The organism is Bacillus sp. RAR_M1_44 (assembly GCF_020165935.1).
GTDB lineage: Bacteria > Bacillota > Bacilli > Bacillales > Bacillaceae > Bacillus > Bacillus altitudinis.
In genome coordinates this window covers 1,155,868-1,171,909 of sequence record NZ_JAIUKX010000001.1, presented here as the reverse complement: position 1 = coordinate 1,171,909, position 16,042 = coordinate 1,155,868, and the positions used below count along the sequence as shown (strand labels likewise).

Annotated in this window: 15 protein-coding genes; 12 read left to right on the top strand and 3 right to left on the bottom strand. The window is 42.7% G+C overall.

What is annotated here, in order from left to right; translation table 11 throughout:
• Positions 1-108: 108 nt before the first annotated feature.
• From LCD34_RS06450 to LCD34_RS06410, 9 genes are all read left to right on the top strand, one after another.
• Positions 109-804: a response regulator transcription factor gene (locus LCD34_RS06450; RefSeq protein WP_048003170.1), complete on the top strand. Its 696-nt coding sequence runs from the start codon at positions 109-111 to the stop codon at positions 802-804.
• Complete coding sequence (locus tag LCD34_RS06445; protein ID WP_224558684.1) at positions 791-2,098, top strand: sensor histidine kinase; 1,308 nt, start codon at positions 791-793, stop codon at positions 2,096-2,098. The genes LCD34_RS06450 and LCD34_RS06445 overlap by 14 nt, the downstream gene beginning before the upstream one ends.
• 38 nt (positions 2,099-2,136) lie before the next feature.
• On the top strand, positions 2,137-2,565 hold the full coding sequence (gene psiE, locus LCD34_RS06440) for a phosphate-starvation-inducible protein PsiE (RefSeq protein ID WP_008346998.1): 429 nt from the start codon (positions 2,137-2,139) through the stop codon (positions 2,563-2,565).
• 290 nt (positions 2,566-2,855) lie between these two features.
• Positions 2,856-3,767: an alpha/beta hydrolase gene (locus tag LCD34_RS06435; protein ID WP_045034561.1), complete on the top strand. Its 912-nt coding sequence runs from the start codon at positions 2,856-2,858 to the stop codon at positions 3,765-3,767.
• Positions 3,768-3,837: 70 nt separating this feature from the next.
• Positions 3,838-4,740: an alpha/beta hydrolase gene (locus LCD34_RS06430; protein WP_061420116.1), complete on the top strand. Its 903-nt coding sequence runs from the start codon at positions 3,838-3,840 to the stop codon at positions 4,738-4,740.
• Positions 4,741-4,879: 139 nt separating this feature from the next.
• The gene (locus LCD34_RS06425; protein ID WP_007500381.1) at positions 4,880-5,833 is read left to right on the top strand and encodes an ABC transporter substrate-binding protein; all 954 of its coding nucleotides are present in this window, start codon (positions 4,880-4,882) and stop codon (positions 5,831-5,833) included.
• 70 nt (positions 5,834-5,903) lie between these two features.
• Positions 5,904-6,920, top strand: coding sequence for a FecCD family ABC transporter permease (locus LCD34_RS06420; RefSeq protein WP_007500383.1), 1,017 nt, complete (start codon positions 5,904-5,906; stop codon positions 6,918-6,920).
• Entirely contained in the window at positions 6,913-7,950 is a 1,038-nt protein-coding gene (locus tag LCD34_RS06415) for a FecCD family ABC transporter permease (RefSeq protein ID WP_217816330.1), read from the top strand. Before LCD34_RS06420 ends, LCD34_RS06415 begins: the two co-directional genes overlap by 8 nt.
• 21 nt (positions 7,951-7,971) lie before the next feature.
• Positions 7,972-8,715: an IucA/IucC family C-terminal-domain containing protein gene (locus LCD34_RS06410; RefSeq protein WP_217816331.1), complete on the top strand. Its 744-nt coding sequence runs from the start codon at positions 7,972-7,974 to the stop codon at positions 8,713-8,715.
• 15 nt (positions 8,716-8,730) lie between these two features.
• On the opposite strand, the gene LCD34_RS06405 is transcribed toward LCD34_RS06410, so the two are convergent.
• Complete coding sequence (locus LCD34_RS06405) at positions 8,731-9,609, bottom strand: endonuclease I family protein (RefSeq protein ID WP_017367997.1); 879 nt, start codon at positions 9,607-9,609, stop codon at positions 8,731-8,733.
• Positions 9,610-9,782: 173 nt separating this feature from the next.
• Between LCD34_RS06405 and LCD34_RS06400 the strand changes: the two genes are divergently transcribed.
• Together LCD34_RS06400 and LCD34_RS06395 are read left to right on the top strand one after the other, a co-directional pair.
• Positions 9,783-11,018 carry a pyridoxal-phosphate-dependent aminotransferase family protein gene (locus LCD34_RS06400; protein ID WP_058213685.1) on the top strand — a complete coding sequence of 412 codons (1,236 nt, stop codon included), beginning with the start codon at positions 9,783-9,785 and terminating at the stop codon, positions 11,016-11,018.
• 163 nt (positions 11,019-11,181) lie between these two features.
• Positions 11,182-12,375 carry an MFS transporter gene (locus LCD34_RS06395; RefSeq protein WP_019743815.1) on the top strand — a complete coding sequence of 398 codons (1,194 nt, stop codon included), beginning with the start codon at positions 11,182-11,184 and terminating at the stop codon, positions 12,373-12,375.
• A 48-nt stretch (positions 12,376-12,423) separates the two neighbouring features.
• Here the strand turns inward: LCD34_RS06395 and LCD34_RS06390 are convergent, their stop codons facing one another.
• Entirely contained in the window at positions 12,424-13,581 is a 1,158-nt protein-coding gene (locus LCD34_RS06390; RefSeq protein ID WP_224558683.1) for an oxalate decarboxylase family bicupin, read from the bottom strand.
• Positions 13,582-13,645: 64 nt separating this feature from the next.
• On the bottom strand, positions 13,646-14,818 hold the full coding sequence (locus LCD34_RS06385; RefSeq protein WP_224558682.1) for a PucR family transcriptional regulator: 1,173 nt from the start codon (positions 14,816-14,818) through the stop codon (positions 13,646-13,648).
• A gap of 312 nt (positions 14,819-15,130) precedes the next feature.
• Here LCD34_RS06385 and LCD34_RS06380 point away from each other — a divergent pair, with 312 nt between their 5' ends.
• Positions 15,131-15,982 carry a DUF72 domain-containing protein gene (locus LCD34_RS06380; RefSeq protein WP_008346854.1) on the top strand — a complete coding sequence of 284 codons (852 nt, stop codon included), beginning with the start codon at positions 15,131-15,133 and terminating at the stop codon, positions 15,980-15,982.
• Positions 15,983-16,042 lie beyond the last annotated feature (60 nt).

The following is a 16,042-nucleotide window of genomic DNA, read 5'->3' as shown; positions in this document are numbered from 1 at the left end:
ATCATATTCATAAACACTTAAGATTTATGGTGTATCTTTTCACATAGCTAGATGATATATAGTAATAACATATAAGAATGAAGTCATGGAGGATGAGGTGAGAGAGATATGACCCATCGAATATTAGTTGTAGAGGATGATCAGGATATTGGTGACCTGTTGCAGGAATCTCTGACACGTACAGGGTATGAGGTGTTGAGAGCCATGAATGGCAAGCAGGCATTGCATGTTGTAGATGATTCGCTGGATTTGGTGATTTTGGATGTCATGATGCCAGGTATCTCCGGTATAGAAACGTGCCAGCAAATAAGAGCCTCCTCAAACGTTCCCATTTTATTTCTGACAGCCAGATCAAGTACATTGGATAAGACAGAAGGATTACTCGCTGGCGGAGATGATTATATGACAAAACCTTTTTCAGAGGAGGAGCTTCACGCTAGGGTCATGGCGCAATTGCGCAGATATACCATCTATCAGGAAAAAAAAGAACAGGAAGAAACCTATTTAGTTGGCGGTAGCCTGAAGTTGAGTGAAGAATTTAATGAAGTGTGGAAAAGTGGCCAGCAAATCAAGTTATCTGATTTAGAATATCGGATATTAAAACTGCTCATGAACAAGCGAAACAAAATATTTTCTGCTCAAAATATTTATGAAAGCGTGTGGGGGCAGCCTTATTTTTATTGTTCAAACAATACGGTCATGGTGCATATCCGAAAGCTGCGTGCCAAAATTGAGGATGACCCGGCTCATCCCGTGTATATCAAAACAGAATGGGGGAGAGGATACCGGTTTGGCACATCGTAAATATACGCTGACCCAAAAGCTGTCACTACTTATATTAGTCGCTGTCATCGTAAGTGGTATTGTCTTTTTGACATTGCAAAAGATCACCGATCACCTGATCGAAGGATATTTGAGTTCAGATGAGTATAATCAGGCAGAGTCAGCCAGATACATCCAAAAATTCAACCGCTACGTTTCAGAACATGAGCTAACTTCAACGGATCGAAAAGCATTCGGTGAGTGGGTGAAAAAAGAAGATTATATTAATCTCACTGTTTACAAAGATGAAGTACTTCAATATGACTCGATTTACTCTGTCGCTGACCAATCGGCCTATGGGAAAGAAAAGGTGACCGACTACGCAAAGCGTCATTCTTACCCGGTTCAATTTAGCGACGGAGAAGGTAGGGTTATGGTAGACGGGTTTTACTCATCTCGATATCACGATCTCGCCTTTACACTAGAACTGCTTGGTGCAACACTCATTTTTCTCCTGATTGTGCTTGTTGGCATTCGCCGAAGTCTGCGTTACTTGCAAACGATCCGTGAAGAGATTCATATTCTTGAAGGCGGTGAGCTCGATTATGAGATGACAGTGAAGGGGCATGATGAATTGGCCATGATTGCAAAGAGCATTGAGGATTTAAGAACAGCCTTTTTGGACAAGCTTCAGGCTATTGATGATCTGCAGGAAGAGAGCCGCAGCTTGGTGACCGAAATGTCGCATGATATGAGAACCCCGCTGACATCACTGATCATGAATCTGGAATTTGCGAAAAAAGAGGAGGCTCTAGCGGATACACGCAAGGAGCAATATATAGCGAGTGCATATGGAAAAGCACTGCAATTAAAGAACCTGTCTGATCATCTATTTGCCTATTTTCTGCTTGATAAAGAGCACGAGTCAGAGCTTGAAACCGTTGCAGTCAAAGAAGTGATTTATGATCTTCTATCAGATCAGGTCGCTCTGCTGCATCAGGAGAATTTCAAGGTCCATATTTTAGGCGAAATGCCGGATAGCTATATCAATGTGAATGTCGAGGAGCTTGGCAGAGTATTTGATAATGTGATGTCTAACTTACGTAAATACGCAGATCCTGAAAAGGACATTCAGATCACTTTTTTATCCGACCAAGATGTTTTTGAAATCCATGTGAGCAATGCGATAAAAAAGACAGACAACATCCCGGAAAGCAATGGACTCGGGGAACGAAGCATCAAGCGGATGATGTCCCGAATGCATGGACAGTTTGAAAGTGTAGAAAAACACGATACCTACTACATCGTATTGCGATTTTGGAATACCAAAATGTAGAGAGCAAAAACAACATCATGGAATGGGGAAACAATCTGATGAAACGATTCAACAATTTCCAAAAGGTACCTGATCTTCTGCAAGCCCTTCTGAATATCTGCCTGTTCTTTCTAGCGATTGCTCTAAGCGTACTCTTAATTAGTGAAACATGGTACATCGTGCAATTCGTCTATAAAACATTGTTTAACAAAGGAGAAAGCTATTATGGAATGCTTGGCGAGCTGCTGATCTTCTTTATGTATTTTGAATTTATCGCCTTAATTATTAAATACTTTAAATCCAACTTTCATTTTCCGCTGCGCTATTTTATTTATATTGGCATCACAGCTGTCATCCGTTTGATTATCATTGATCATGAACAAGCCGTATCGACATTCTGGTGGGCACTGGCCATTCTTGCGATGACCTGTGCACTCTTTATCGCGAGCAAAAGAGATACTGCTCATGAGCATGAGGAAGTGAAGTGAGGAAGAAGAAGGACGAGTGGTCAACACTCGTCTTTTTGTGTTTAAATGAACAGTTTTTGAATATGTGTTGATTAATGAACAATGATTGCAAGATTGACAATTGATGATGATGTATCTAGAAAATATAATATAAATAGACAGGTGTTCATAAATGAATAGGTGTATAGAAAAAGTATTCTGTCCAAAACAGTTAACGGATTCACAAGTTCTTATGTTATGCTTTAGAAAAAGAGAAACCATTCTTTTCCTAGACATTGATTGTCATCATTCTATCTATAGGGGTCGATCGTATGCGAAGTATTCAAAGTTTGTTTGTTGAATGGTTACTTGTACTTACAAAGAAGAAACTGAATGTTGAGGGGTATTTAGAAGAACGAAGAATGGCGAATCAATTACCTTATGTGCTGCCTGAGAAGTTGAAAAAGAAATATCACATCACCAAAAGCAGCGCGTTTTCAGTCGATACGTACATGTTGAAATCAGATGTGCAGCCAGATGATCATCAGGTGCTATTTTTACATGGAGGAGGCTATATTGAGCAGCCGCTCGTATGGCATTGGCGTTTCTTGGATCGATTGACGAAGCAATTAAATAGTACGGTGTATGTGCCAGTTTATCCAAAAGCACCGAATCATCAGTATATGGATGCAATCGAGAGTGTTCTCCCAGTTTACCAAGCTCTTTTAGAAAAAGGAACACCAGAAAAAATCGTCATCATGGGTGATTCTGCTGGCGGCGGTTTATCGTTGGCCTTTGCTCAATACTTAGCAAAAAAAGGTCTTCCGCAGCCTGGAAACTTGATTCTATTATCACCATGGCTTGATGTGACATTAAGTAATCCTGATATCGCTAAAATGGTTCCAAAAGAGCCAATGCTCAACCTAGATTTACTAATCGAATCGGGCAAAGCCTATGCAGGTGATACAGATGAAACACATCATTTGATCAGTCCAATCTATGGAGAAATCAAATCGTTAGGACGAATTTCTGTTTTTATTGGCACTCATGAATTCTTTCTCCCAGATGCCCGGAAATTCAAAGAGATGGCAGACAAGCAGGGTGTTCCCATCAACTATATCGAATACCCAAAAATGAATCACGTCTTTCCTGTCTTCCCTATTCCCGAAGCGAACCAAGCGTTAAAACAAATTGTCGCCATTATTGAGAGTAAGACGTTCCCTTTGAGGGATATGACAAAATAGGATGCGAACATGAGGATGGCCAGCAATGCTCTAGCCATTCTCGTGTCTAGTTGGGGGTCAAAAGTTAATTATGAACGAAACAGAACCGTTCTCATTTACAAGTATGCAGGAAGCAGCTCCTGTAGCTATTCCAGAAAGACAGTTCATTCAATCACATGACGGCATACGTCTTGCTTATTATCCGTTTTTATCAGAAACAAACACGCAGACCAATGTGATCATCATTCATGGCGGAGGCGCTCACAGCTTGGCTGGTTATGAGCATATCGCCTATACATTGCAACATGATTTTCACGTGAATGTGTTTTTGCTGGATTTGAGAGGCCACGGATATTCTGAAGGAAAGAAGGGGGATACACCCAAAGTCACTGACGTGTGGCAAGATATTTCGCAAGTTGTGGATGTCATCAAACAGCAGCACGAAGGAGCACTTTATCTTTGTGGTCATTCCTCTGGAGCTGGATTGCTGCTTCAATATCTATCTTGGGATGAAAAAAGAAAAGTAGACGGTTACTTTTTTATTGCTCCTGAATTTGGCTACAAATCTGACACAGCGAAGTCTAATCAAGTCCCTTTTGCCACAGTTCAAGTTTGGAAATTCGTGCTATCTGCGATGACAAAAGGAAGGCTGATGGGGCATTCAGAAGCTGTACGATTTCACTACCCAGCATGGGTGATTGCACAAGATCCACTTCTTTTAACAGGCATTACCATCAATATGTCTCTTGCCTTAACGCCATCTGCACCTCAAAAACAATTTGCAAGGCTGGACCAGCCTTATGGCATGTTTGTTGGAAGCGAGGATGAGTTATACGACGTAGACAAATTTCATCCATATCTGGCGCTTCCAAATCAGCAGGTGAAAAATCAATCTGTTTACCAAGTGATAGAAAACCATACTCATTTGTCTATTTTACTAGAATCGGGAAAAAAGATTGGGCGTACCATCCAAATGTGGAAAAGTTCCAATTAACCTGAACAACTAGTCAACACTCTACCTTTTTCTTAAAAATTTACATTGACACCATCCTTTTCTATGATAAAATCATAGTGTGATAATGAGAATCGTTATCAAACGATATGACTACATATAGAATGGATAGGTGAGGTACATGTTCAAAAAATCTTTTTGGTCGCTACTAGTTGTGCTCTCCATCGTATTACTTGCGGCTTGTGGCAGTAATAGCAGTGAAGGCAAGTCAGATAGTAATGAGAAAACAAGAACCGTTGAAAGCGCTATCGGTTCAACTGAAATTAAAGGATCGCCTAAACGTGTGGTGACGTTGTATCAAGGAGCAACTGATGCAGCCGTCGCTATGGGCATTAAACCAGTGGGTGTTGTAGAATCTTGGCTTGAAGCACCTACGTATAAATATTTAAGAGATGATTTAAAGGGTGTCAAAATTGTTGGGCAGGAAACACAACCAAACTTAGAAGAAATTGAAAAGCTGAAGCCAGATTTGATCATTGCATCAAAAATCCGTCACGAGCAAATTTTTGATCAGCTGAAAGAAATCGCTCCAACTGTTGCAACAGAAACAGTGTTCACTTTTAAAGACACAGTGAATTTAATGGGTGAAGCGTTAAACAAGCAAGACAAATCAAAAGAATTGCTGACGAAGTGGGATGACCGTGTCGCTGACTTCAAAGAAAAAGCAAAGAAAGACATTAAAAACTGGCCAATGAGTGTGTCTGTGGTGAACTTCCGTGCAGATCATGCAAGAATCTATCAAACTGGGTTTGCAGGTTCAATTTTAACAGAGCTAGGCTTTGAAGGTCCTAAAAATGTCAAAGATAAAAAGCAAGATATCATTACACTTACAGACAAAGAGAGCATTCCACAAATGGATGCAGATGTGATCTATTACTTCATGGATGATCAGGATAAAGCAGTTGAAAAAGCATATAAAGAGTGGACAAGTCATCCTTTATGGAAGCAGCTTGACGCAGTGAAAGCGAAACAAGTGCATAAAGTCGATGAAATCACTTGGAACATGGCTGGCGGTATCACCGCTGCAAACATGATGCTTGATGATATTTATGATCGTCTAGGGCTTGATAAATAAGTGTAGCAGAGGAGAAAATGTGAAAAACCATTTTCTCCTTTTTCCATAACAGATTGAAAGCGGGAATCAGATGAGAAGTTTATTAAAAAAGGATTCGAGCAAGGCACTGCTATTTGCTGGATTCATCGTATTGATGTTGGTCTTTTTTATGCTCAGTATTTCTCTTGGGCAAACCTCAATTTCCCTCAAAGCCACCATCCATGCGTTTCTTCAGTTTGATGAGTCAGATCCAAACAGTGTCATTGTCATGACATCCAGATTATCAAGAGCTTTAATTGCGACGGTTGTTGGATCAAGTCTAGCGATTTCAGGTGCACTCATGCAGGCATTGACGAGGAATCCGCTGGCTGCACCAGATCTTTTAGGTATTAATGCAGGTGGACTCTTTTTTATTGTGATTTCGATTGTTTTCTTTTCTACCGAGTCGTTAACAGGTTATATGTGGACGGCCTTTTTAGGCGCTGCCATTGCAGGTATGCTCGTCTTTCTTCTAGGCTCCATTGGAAGAGACGGACTGACACCGGTCAAAATTGTACTCGCAGGTGCTGCGATATCTGCTCTGTTTGCGTCCTTTACTCAAGGACTTTTAATCGTCAATGAACAGTCCATTCAAAGCATCCTGTTCTGGATGGCTGGTTCAGTGTCAGGAAGAAGTATAGATATGCTGCTGCCTGTGCTGCCTTATATTCTAGGGGCGACTGTGGTGGCGCTGCTTCTTGGCCGCTCGATCAATGTCCTTTTATCGGGTGATGATATTGCGAAAGGGCTTGGCCAGCGTACGCTTCTTTTGAAGATGACGATGGGGGTACTTGTTGTCTTTTTAGCAGGTGGTTCCGTCGCTGTCGCAGGATCCATTGGATTTGTTGGTTTTCTTGTGCCGCATATTGTGAAAAAGCTTGTTGGACCTGACCACCGCTGGGTACTGCCGTATTGTGCCGTTGTAGGGGCGTCGCTTTTACTTGTCGCAGATCTTGCCGCTCGTTTTCTGATCATGCCGCAGGAAGTACCGATTGGTGTCATGACGGCGGTAGCTGGAGCGCCTCTATTTGTTTATCTCGTGCGCAAGGGGTTGAAGACAGGTGGCTAAAACATATACAGTGCGTTCAAAGGGCGGGCGCATTTCATTTCAATTTTCAAAGCGGACGTTTTTAATTTTACTATTATTGACAGGTATTGCCTTTGGTTTATTTATTCTGAGCCTTTGTATGGGCAGCCGGTTTATTCCGCCTACGGATGTGCTGCTGCATATCTTCGGACAAGGCGAGGGAAATACGTTTGTATTAAATACGTTGAGGATTCCAAGGACCCTGCTTGCGGTTTTAGTGGGAGCGGCACTTGCGGTATCGGGGCTTATTTTACAAGGTCTCATTCGAAATCCGCTTGCATCGCCTGACATCATAGGAATTACGAGCGGTGCGTCGTTTGGCGCCATTATGTTCATCGTCTTTTGGATGGGCACTGTGCCTATTGCTTATCAGTCGTTGTGGGCCATTGCAGGCGCTTTTGCGGTATCATGCCTGATTTATATGCTTTCATGGAAAAAAGGCGTCAAGCCGATCACGCTCGTCTTGATGGGGATTGGGATTTCCGCCATTATGAAGGCGTGTGTGACGTTTACTCTTGTGCTCAGCGATACGATGACCACGACCAAGTCATACATCTGGCTGACGGGCAGTTTATATGGTTCTACAATGAAGGACGTCATCGCAATGCTCCCTTGGGTATTGATGATTTTACCGATTGTCATGGTGCTGGCAAGAACGATGAATGTAAAGGAGCTTGGAGATGATCTTGCAACAGGTCTCGGAGTCAAGGTTCAGGCGAAGCGGTTATTCTTTCTACTGATGAGTGTGACATTAGCCGGTATTGCCGTTGCATTCGCAGGCGGTATTGAATTTGTTGGACTGATGGCGCCACATGTGGCAAGGATGATCATCGGTCGTTCCTTTATTGCGCTTGTTCCAGCATCTGCGCTTGTTGGAAGTATTCTCGTGATGCTGGCAGACTTAGTTGCGAGAACGGCCTTTCTCCCGTTAGATGTCCCGGCAGGTGTGTTTACGGCGGCAATTGGTGCACCGTTCTTTATTTATTTGTTATATCAACAGCGAAATCGTTAAACGAAAGATGGGGGTTTTGACATGAAGCCAGAGTGGGTTGAGAGAGAATTACTTGATTTCGGGGTACACATCACAAATGGACCAATGACATCTGATCGCACACTTGCTGCGCTTTTTTCAGAAGCATCTATCAGACGTTTATTAGAAGCTGAAAAGGAAGCGATGCATGCACCGAATATAGCAGTGGCGGCGTCCATGTTTTCAAAACGCTATGCCTATTTAGCTGTTAGTTCTACTTTGTACTTGATGACGATGTATGATGCTGTCTACCGGTTTTCACCAGAGGCGTGTGTCTTTAGAGAAGATCGTAAAATTGAGCTAGATGAAACGCTCTGTTCATTTGTTCAGTTAGAAGGAGATCGTCATGAGTGGAGAGAACAGGTCGTCCGCATGCTATTTACGCAGTGTGTCACACCACTTTTAGATGTATTGAAACGTACTTCAAGACTTCCGTATTCGATTTTATGGGAAAATATAGCGGTACGTATCAATTCTCTTTACCGTAGCATGATGCGAGAAACGGAAGAGCCTAAAATGAAAGAGCGCGTACGGGAGGATTATTTGTTTCTGAAGAAGGCATCGGGTGATCTTTTCGGAGCGAAGCAAAATCCTTTTCAGCACAGCTTAAATTTAGATGAAAGTTTGCTAGACACATCAAATCGAAAGACTTGCTGTATGTATTATAAGCTTGAGAAAAAATCAGAGAGCCTTGATTATTGTCTCGTCTGTCCGCTTGAAAAAAAGAAAGGCACTGCTTGCTCATAGCAGTGCCTCTCTTTTTTATTCCCAAATATCGCTTACCCATTCAGGGTGATCAATAAAAGGATTGCGATTGTGCTGGTACGTTTGATAGATGATTTCGTTACGATTCCGTTCGATTTGATCGACTGGATCTTGCTTGTGCCATTTCAAGAGGACAGACATTTTGCCGTGAAGAGGGGCGCTTCCATTATTCACTTTGTTGTTCAATTCTAAATCTGGGAAGCGGTCATCGCCTTCATATCGGACGGCCATATAAAAGAGCATTCTTGCTACATCTCCTTTCACCCGGCTATGAGGTTCAAATGAGTCGCTGTCGTAGAAGTTACCCGGAGCTCCCTTGTATTCATTTCCGCCTATATCAAAATCTAAATTTCCTCGTGTGCTATTCGTTTGTACGTCTGTTGCCCGAAGGTGATGGAGATCTGTACCAGGTCCTTGGCTCGTCCCAAAATTACCGTGAGATTTAGCCCACACATGCTCCCGGTTCCACTGTCCCACGTTTCCTCCATTTGCTTGCTTAGACCTGGAGATACCGCTATAGAGCAAGAGCACATTGCTTGGATTTTTTGGATCTTCATCCGTTTTCTTTAATGCATCCCAAACCTGGCTGTAGGATAGCTGCGTATGATCATCAATAATATCGTGTAATGCTTTCTTAAGAGCAGGCCCAGATTTGCCAGCAGCAGATTGGTAATAGGAATCAATTTGACTTGAAGCGGTTGTTTTGGCATGTTGAGCAGATGTTTCGGTTTGTAGCTGTAACGGGGAAAAGGTGATGGTTTGACTCGGTTCATTCAGAGTAAAGCCTTGAGCATTTGCAGCGGGAGGCAGCGGAGCGGCAAATGTACCGAAAATCATGATTCCGGCGGCCACAGTTCCAAATAAAGATCTTTTCATTCTATTTCCTCCTTCATAGGGAATGTATACTCTTTAGTTCTATCATATTGCCATAAAGAAATAAATGGATTTATCGTAAATTTTATGTAATCAATTCGTAAGAAAAGAGATTGCTATTTTATCAGCATTGCTGTATAAGTGGGCATATAAGGATGGACACAGCAAGGGAGAGGATGGATAACGTGAAAGAACTACACACACCTACTAGAACCATTATGACACCAGGACCTGTCGAAGTAGATCCGAGAGTCCTTCGAGTGATGAGTACACCAATTCTTGGTCAATTTGATCCTGCATTTACAGAGATTATGAATGAAACGATGACCTTATTACGATCACTTTTTCAAACAGAAAATGAATGGGCTTATCCAATTGATGGGACGTCCCGCTCAGGACTTGAAGCTGTGCTTGCCAGTGTGATCGAGCCCGGAGATGTGATGCTCGTTCCGGTCTTTGGACGCTTCGGTCATTTGCTGATTGAAATTGGACAGCGCTATGGTGCTGAGGTACATACAATGGAATGTGAATGGGGAACGGTTTTTAAGCAAGACGACATCATCGCAGAGATGCATCAAGTCAAGCCGAAAATTGTTGCGATGGTTCACGGTGAAACATCTACCGGAAGATTACAGCCGCTTGAGAAAATTGGTGAAGCATGCCGAGCGCTTGATGCGCTTTTTATTGTAGACGCTGTGGCGACAATTGGTGGTGTCGAGGTCAAGGTTGACGAATGGAAAATTGATGCGGCAATTGGGGGCTCGCAGAAATGCCTGTCTGTTCCATCAGGGATGTCACCGATCACATATAATGAACGAGTGGCAGACGTCGTACAATCGAGAAAGAAAGTAGAAAAAGGGATTGCAACACAGGACGAACTGCAAAAACAGGTAGATATTTCTCCAATCAAAAGCAATTACTTTGATCTAAGCCAGCTGCAAGATTATTGGAGCCCGAGGCGGTTAAATCATCATACAGAAGCGACGACGATGCTTTATGCACTGAGAGAAGGGGTTCGACTTGTGCTAGAGGAAGGTCTGGAGGAACGTTTTCAGCGCCACTTGTTTCATGAAAAGGCTTTAATGGCAGGCCTTGAAGCGATGGGGCTCGAATTATTTGGGGATCCAGACTGCAAAATGCCGGTCGTGACGTGTATCGTCATTCCAAGTGATATCGACGGAGAAGCGGTCCGGGCTGATCTTCTTCATCATTTTGGAATTGAAATTGCGAGTTCATTTGGGCCGCTTGCAGGACGGATATGGAGAATTGGCTCAATGGGCTATAGCTGCCGAAAGGAAAATATTCTATTTGTTTTAGCAGGCCTTGAAGCCATCTTGATGAAATACGGCGCAGCCATCAATTGTGGCGCTGGGTTACAGGCGGCTCTTTCCATCTATGAACAAGCTGAATAAAAAAGGGATACTCAAAATACTCGCCACCAGCGGGTATTTTTTATTTGGGAAAAAACGCTGTTTTTTGAAAAACTAGACTTATAGAGAGCGATATCGCTATACTGAAGAAGTTCTTATCATTTTTGTCATCATTTTCATTTATTTTGAAGAAAGAGGTTTTAATATGAAAAAAATGGGCAGATTGTACATTTTGATGCTCAATATTTTTATTGCCATGCTTGGATTTGGTCTGATCGTTCCTGTCATGCCAAGTTATATTGAAGCCTTTGGCGCAACTGGGAAAACACTTGGTTTCCTCGTTGCTGCAACTGGCCTCACACAATTTGCTTTATCACCCGTCGCTGGAGCGCTGACTGATCGGTTTGGACGCAGAAAATTGATTATTGCCGGGATTGCCGGCTTTACGGTAGCTCAATTTATTTTTGCATTTGCCGATCAGCTTTGGATGCTGTTTGTGTCTCGGTTTTTAGGCGGAGCTGCTGGTGCGCTGCTGATGCCCGCCATGTTTGCCTACATTGCTGATATCACAAGTGAAAAGGATCGAGGGAAAGGAATGGGGCTATTTAGTGCAGCAATGACGTTAGGCTTTGTCATTGGACCGGGTGTTGGGGGTTATTTGGTTGAGTTTGGGATTGCTTTTCCTTTCCTCATCGCTGGTTCCTTTGCAGCCCTGTCGACGCTGTTGTCTTTCTTGTTCTTACCTGAAACTTTAACAAAGGAAAAGCAGGAAGAAGCACGATTGAATAAAGAGCTTCATTTCAATCCTTTTACGCAGATGATTCAGGCTTTAAAAACACCATACGGTTTTTTGTTTATCTTGGCCTTTGTTTTGAATTTCGGAATCATTCATTTTGAATCGATCTTTGGCTTATATGTGGACCAAAAACATGGCTTTACACCGAAGGATATTGCATTTGTCATTACAGTAGCTGGACTTGCGGGTGTCATCGTTCAAGGTGCTTTAGTAAATACCTTTGTGAAACGATTTGGCGAAATGCGTGTCGTCCGTTATGCCCTTTTAGCTGCGGCGTTTATGCTGATCGCCTGCCGCTTTGCTCCTTCCTTTTGGCTCATTTTTACGGGCTCCATTTTATTTTTATCAGCCACCTCGTTTGTTCGTCCAGCTCTTAATACATTACTTTCTAAAATGGCAGGGAATCAGCAGGGGGTAGCAGGCGGCCTCAATACCTCCTTTATGAGCCTTGCGAATATCGTCGGGCCAAGTCTTGCGGGTATTTTATTTGATGTGAATATTGAGCTGCCATTTATGTTTGGAACGCTGGTGCTTTGTATGAGTTTCATTGCTTCTATTTTATGGGCGAAAAAAGCGCAGCAACATTCCCATGCCGTATCGTAATGACAGCATAGAAAAAACCGATCAGCACAAATGGATCGGTTTTTTTCGTCATCGCTCATACTTCACAACTGGTGATTTTTCTTTATGCAACGCATGAATCAATGCATCGTCTACATGCAAATGCTCCTTCACTAATTGAGGAGGGGTTAAGGCCATCCATTGGTTCAATGAAATATCAGCAAATCGATCGCTTTTAAACATTTCTAGAAACCAAAGGCTCGTTTGCCCGATATTTTGTATGTAATGCCCCATCCCGAAAGGAACATAACCAACATCACCTGCTCTGTAATTAAAAGTGCGAGCTGTCCCGCCTGCCCCAAAAACCGTCATTTTGGCTGTACCGGTTAAATAGTATTGCCACTCATCATTATTCGGGTGCCAGTGCATTTCTCTCATCCCGCCAGGTTTTACCTCCACAAGTGCAGCAGCAATGGTTTTAGATACTGGAAAATTGCGTGAGTCGACGATTCGCACGGTTCCACCAGCGGTCACGATTGGCTTTTGACGAAGGAGCTGGTGGGTAAATGGCGGTTTGATGCCGCCGTATGGATCAGAGACTGTTTGGCTTTCAATAGATGCCGGTGAAGAGCCTTGAAACATATAGCGCTGTTTATGTGGAATGCGGTCAAACAGCTTGATTGGCACGCCGAAATTAGCAGAAAGAATGTCTTTTGGTGTATGAGCAAACCAGTCTGTGATGGTGAACGTATCAAATTCAGAAAAAGCACCATCATCAAACACAAGGAGAAACTCACAGCCATCCTCAAGACCTTGAATGGAGTGCGGAATACCGGGCGGGAAATACCACAAGTCTCCTTCTTCTACATCAGCGATCATATTCCGTCCTTCTGCATCTACAGAAGTGATCCGGGCTTTGCCTAAAATCATATATGCCCATTCCGCCTGCTTATGCCAATGAAGCTCACGAACACCTCCGCGCGTAAGCCGCATGTTCACACCAGCAATCGTTGTTGAAACAGGCAGCTCTCGCTCGGTAATTTCCCTCGACCAGCCGCCATGATTCAAGTGCATATGTGTATCAGAATAGGAAAATTTTAAATTAGGAATCGTCCCCGCATCCGTTTTAGGGGGAACGAACATATCTGGGTTCTCCATATCGCGCAGAACGTCTCGCGGGCCTAAATCGGTTGCGCCGGCCCCATCGTCTCGAATCGGTTGCGGGATGTGACGAATCTCCTCATCCATTTGACACCACTCCTTGTCATTCACATTTCTCCTCCAAAATATATGAGACGTAAGAAAAAAAGATTCAATACGAATCGGATGAAAGGTGCTTTTGAATCCGCAAAGCTAAGCGCAAGCGCAATGTTGCGTCAGGATCTTTTAGGTTGATCTGAAGCAGTTCTTCACATTTCTCTAGTCGATATATCACGGTGTTGCGATGAACAGATAAACGCTTGGCTGTTTCTGAAATATGGCAATGTGTTTCGACATAAACAGATAAGGTGTGGAGAAGGTTTGGATCGACTTGTGGTTGTTCATATAATGGGTGGAGATATCGCTCATAGAATGTTGTTAAATCTTTTGGTGGGATGAGCTTCAGTAAATCTGACACATCTTTTGCTTGATAGAACTGAATATATTCAGCTCGTAATGAGAGCTGGCCTGATTGCAGAGCATGGACAGCTTCACTGAATCCTTTTGGCAGATCGGTGATGAGATAACCGCTTAAGCTTACACCAAAGGAAATGGTGGCATTCACATGCTGTTTAATAAGGATCTGCATTTGTTTTAAAAAAGAGCAGATCGATTTGTTCATTGCCTGCCAGCCGCCAGTCTCTTCTATAAGGAAGATGCCGATATCTCCTTTGACAAAAAGAAAGGCGGGAAATGGACAGTGCGAAAGGGTGCTTTCAAGTAAAGCAAACACATCATCTACAAGGGTTTGCTGCTTAAGGAAACAAGAGAAATGACTGCTCTGATCAAGTTGACAGACGATACATAGATAGGGAATCGTTGTGTTTAATCCAAACATGCGTGTTAGGCGGGTGACATCTTGCTCTGGGAAAATCGTGCCCTCCATCCATTTGCGAAACCATTCATTTTTGGCTCGCTCTGTCGATTGCTTGATGGCATGTTGTTTGATGCGTGAAATGGACATGGCATTTACAGCTTGTTCAATTATCAAATGCAGCCCCATGTCGTCTTGAGGATGAATGAAGGCGGGAACGACTAAATAATCATAAGCTTGTTCGTTTATATAGATAGGAAAAACAGAAACGCTTTCTTTTGAATGAACCATAGAAAAATAATCCTGCTGCGTACTGTGAAACAAGCGGAGCATTTGTATCCAATCTGAATTTTTCATATCTTGGGGTGAGGTGAAAAGAATACGTCCATACTGATTGATCAAATAGACAGGCTGATGAATTCTTTGGGCCACTTTTTGCAATACTTCAACATGATGATCGACAATGTTCATATCCACTCATTCTCCTTTTTTTAGAGCTGAAGCCTTTGGTGAAGATGAATAAAAAAATGGACAATCGCTGTCAAAGTCTCTGATATCAATTTTATGTTATCAGCTCCATTCAATTTAGATAGAAAGTTGTGATGTAATATCACAAAAAAGATGGCAGGGCAACATCACATCAGTCATCTTCATTCAGAAAAATGGGTAAATATGATATGTTGTAGACAGAAGAATTTCTTTCAGAAAGATGGGTATCCCAAGAAACAAAGACTTTCAATGGGAAAATCCGTTTAGACAAGCAAGTGGCAAGAGGTGAGATAGATGATTTATATCGGATTAACTGGCTGGGGCGATCATGACAGTCTGTACCCGCCGAGAATCGGCAGCTCTCAAAAGCTGTTTCACTACGCATCAACGTTTCCCATTGTGGAACTGGATGCAAGTTTTTATGCTGTTCAGCCTGAGCGCAACCATGAAAAATGGATAAAAGATACGCCAGACGCCTTTCAATTTGTTGTGAAAGCATATCAAGGAATGACCGGGCATCAACGAGGCGAGATCCCGTTTGCTTCAAAGGAAGAAATGTTTGATGCCTTTATTCTTTCACTGACTCCTCTCATTCGAGCAGGGAAACTGGCAATGGTTCTGTTTCAATTTCCACCATGGTTTGATTGCAAAAAGGAGCACGTCCACTATTTAAGATGGTGTAAGGAGAAGATGGGGGACATTCCTTGTGCACTCGAATTCCGAAACCGAACTTGGTTTTCAGACGAGTTTTATGAACAAACCTTATCCTTTATGGAGAAAGAAGGGTGGATTCATTCCGTCTGTGATGAACCGCAAGTCGGAGAAGGGTCTATACCGCCAGTCATAAAAGCCACACACCGTGACAAAACATTGGTCCGTTTCCACGGAAGAAATAAACAAGGCTGGCTTCACCCGGCAGATCATGAGAATTGGCGTGAAGTTCGTTACTTATATTTATATAATGAAGCTGAACTAAAGGAATGGAAAAAGAACCTCGACATCCTGCATCAACAATCGAAAGATGTATATGTCGTATTTAATAATAACTCAGGCGGAGATGCGGCAGCGAATGGCCAGCAAATGATTGATTTACTGGATTTGACGTATTCAAGCTTATCGCCGAAGCAGTTAGATTTATTTAGTTAAATGAGAGCTGTGGCTTTCAATTTGAACGAGACGGTTCAGTGACAACTTGAGGGAGAGATC

Bases quoted from the DNA above. Each gene is read 5' to 3' on its own strand.
- LCD34_RS06450 (WP_048003170.1), top strand. From the start codon at position 109: ATGACCCATCGAATATTAGTTGTAGAGGATGATCAGGATATTGGTGAC.
- psiE (WP_008346998.1), top strand. From the start codon at position 2,137: ATGAAACGATTCAACAATTTCCAAAAGGTACCTGATCTTCTGCAAGCC.
- LCD34_RS06435 (WP_045034561.1), top strand. From the start codon at position 2,856: ATGCGAAGTATTCAAAGTTTGTTTGTTGAATGGTTACTTGTACTTACA.
- LCD34_RS06430 (WP_061420116.1), top strand. From the start codon at position 3,838: ATGAACGAAACAGAACCGTTCTCATTTACAAGTATGCAGGAAGCAGCT.
- LCD34_RS06425 (WP_007500381.1), top strand. From the start codon at position 4,880: ATGTTCAAAAAATCTTTTTGGTCGCTACTAGTTGTGCTCTCCATCGTA.
- LCD34_RS06420 (WP_007500383.1), top strand. From the start codon at position 5,904: ATGAGAAGTTTATTAAAAAAGGATTCGAGCAAGGCACTGCTATTTGCT.
- LCD34_RS06410 (WP_217816331.1), top strand. From the start codon at position 7,972: ATGAAGCCAGAGTGGGTTGAGAGAGAATTACTTGATTTCGGGGTACAC.
- LCD34_RS06405 (WP_017367997.1), bottom strand. From the start codon at position 9,609: ATGAAAAGATCTTTATTTGGAACTGTGGCCGCCGGAATCATGATTTTC.
- LCD34_RS06400 (WP_058213685.1), top strand. From the start codon at position 9,783: ATGGATAACGTGAAAGAACTACACACACCTACTAGAACCATTATGACA.
- LCD34_RS06395 (WP_019743815.1), top strand. From the start codon at position 11,182: ATGAAAAAAATGGGCAGATTGTACATTTTGATGCTCAATATTTTTATT.
- LCD34_RS06390 (WP_224558683.1), bottom strand. From the start codon at position 13,581: ATGGATGAGGAGATTCGTCACATCCCGCAACCGATTCGAGACGATGGG.
- LCD34_RS06385 (WP_224558682.1), bottom strand. From the start codon at position 14,818: ATGAACATTGTCGATCATCATGTTGAAGTATTGCAAAAAGTGGCCCAA.
- LCD34_RS06380 (WP_008346854.1), top strand. From the start codon at position 15,131: ATGATTTATATCGGATTAACTGGCTGGGGCGATCATGACAGTCTGTAC.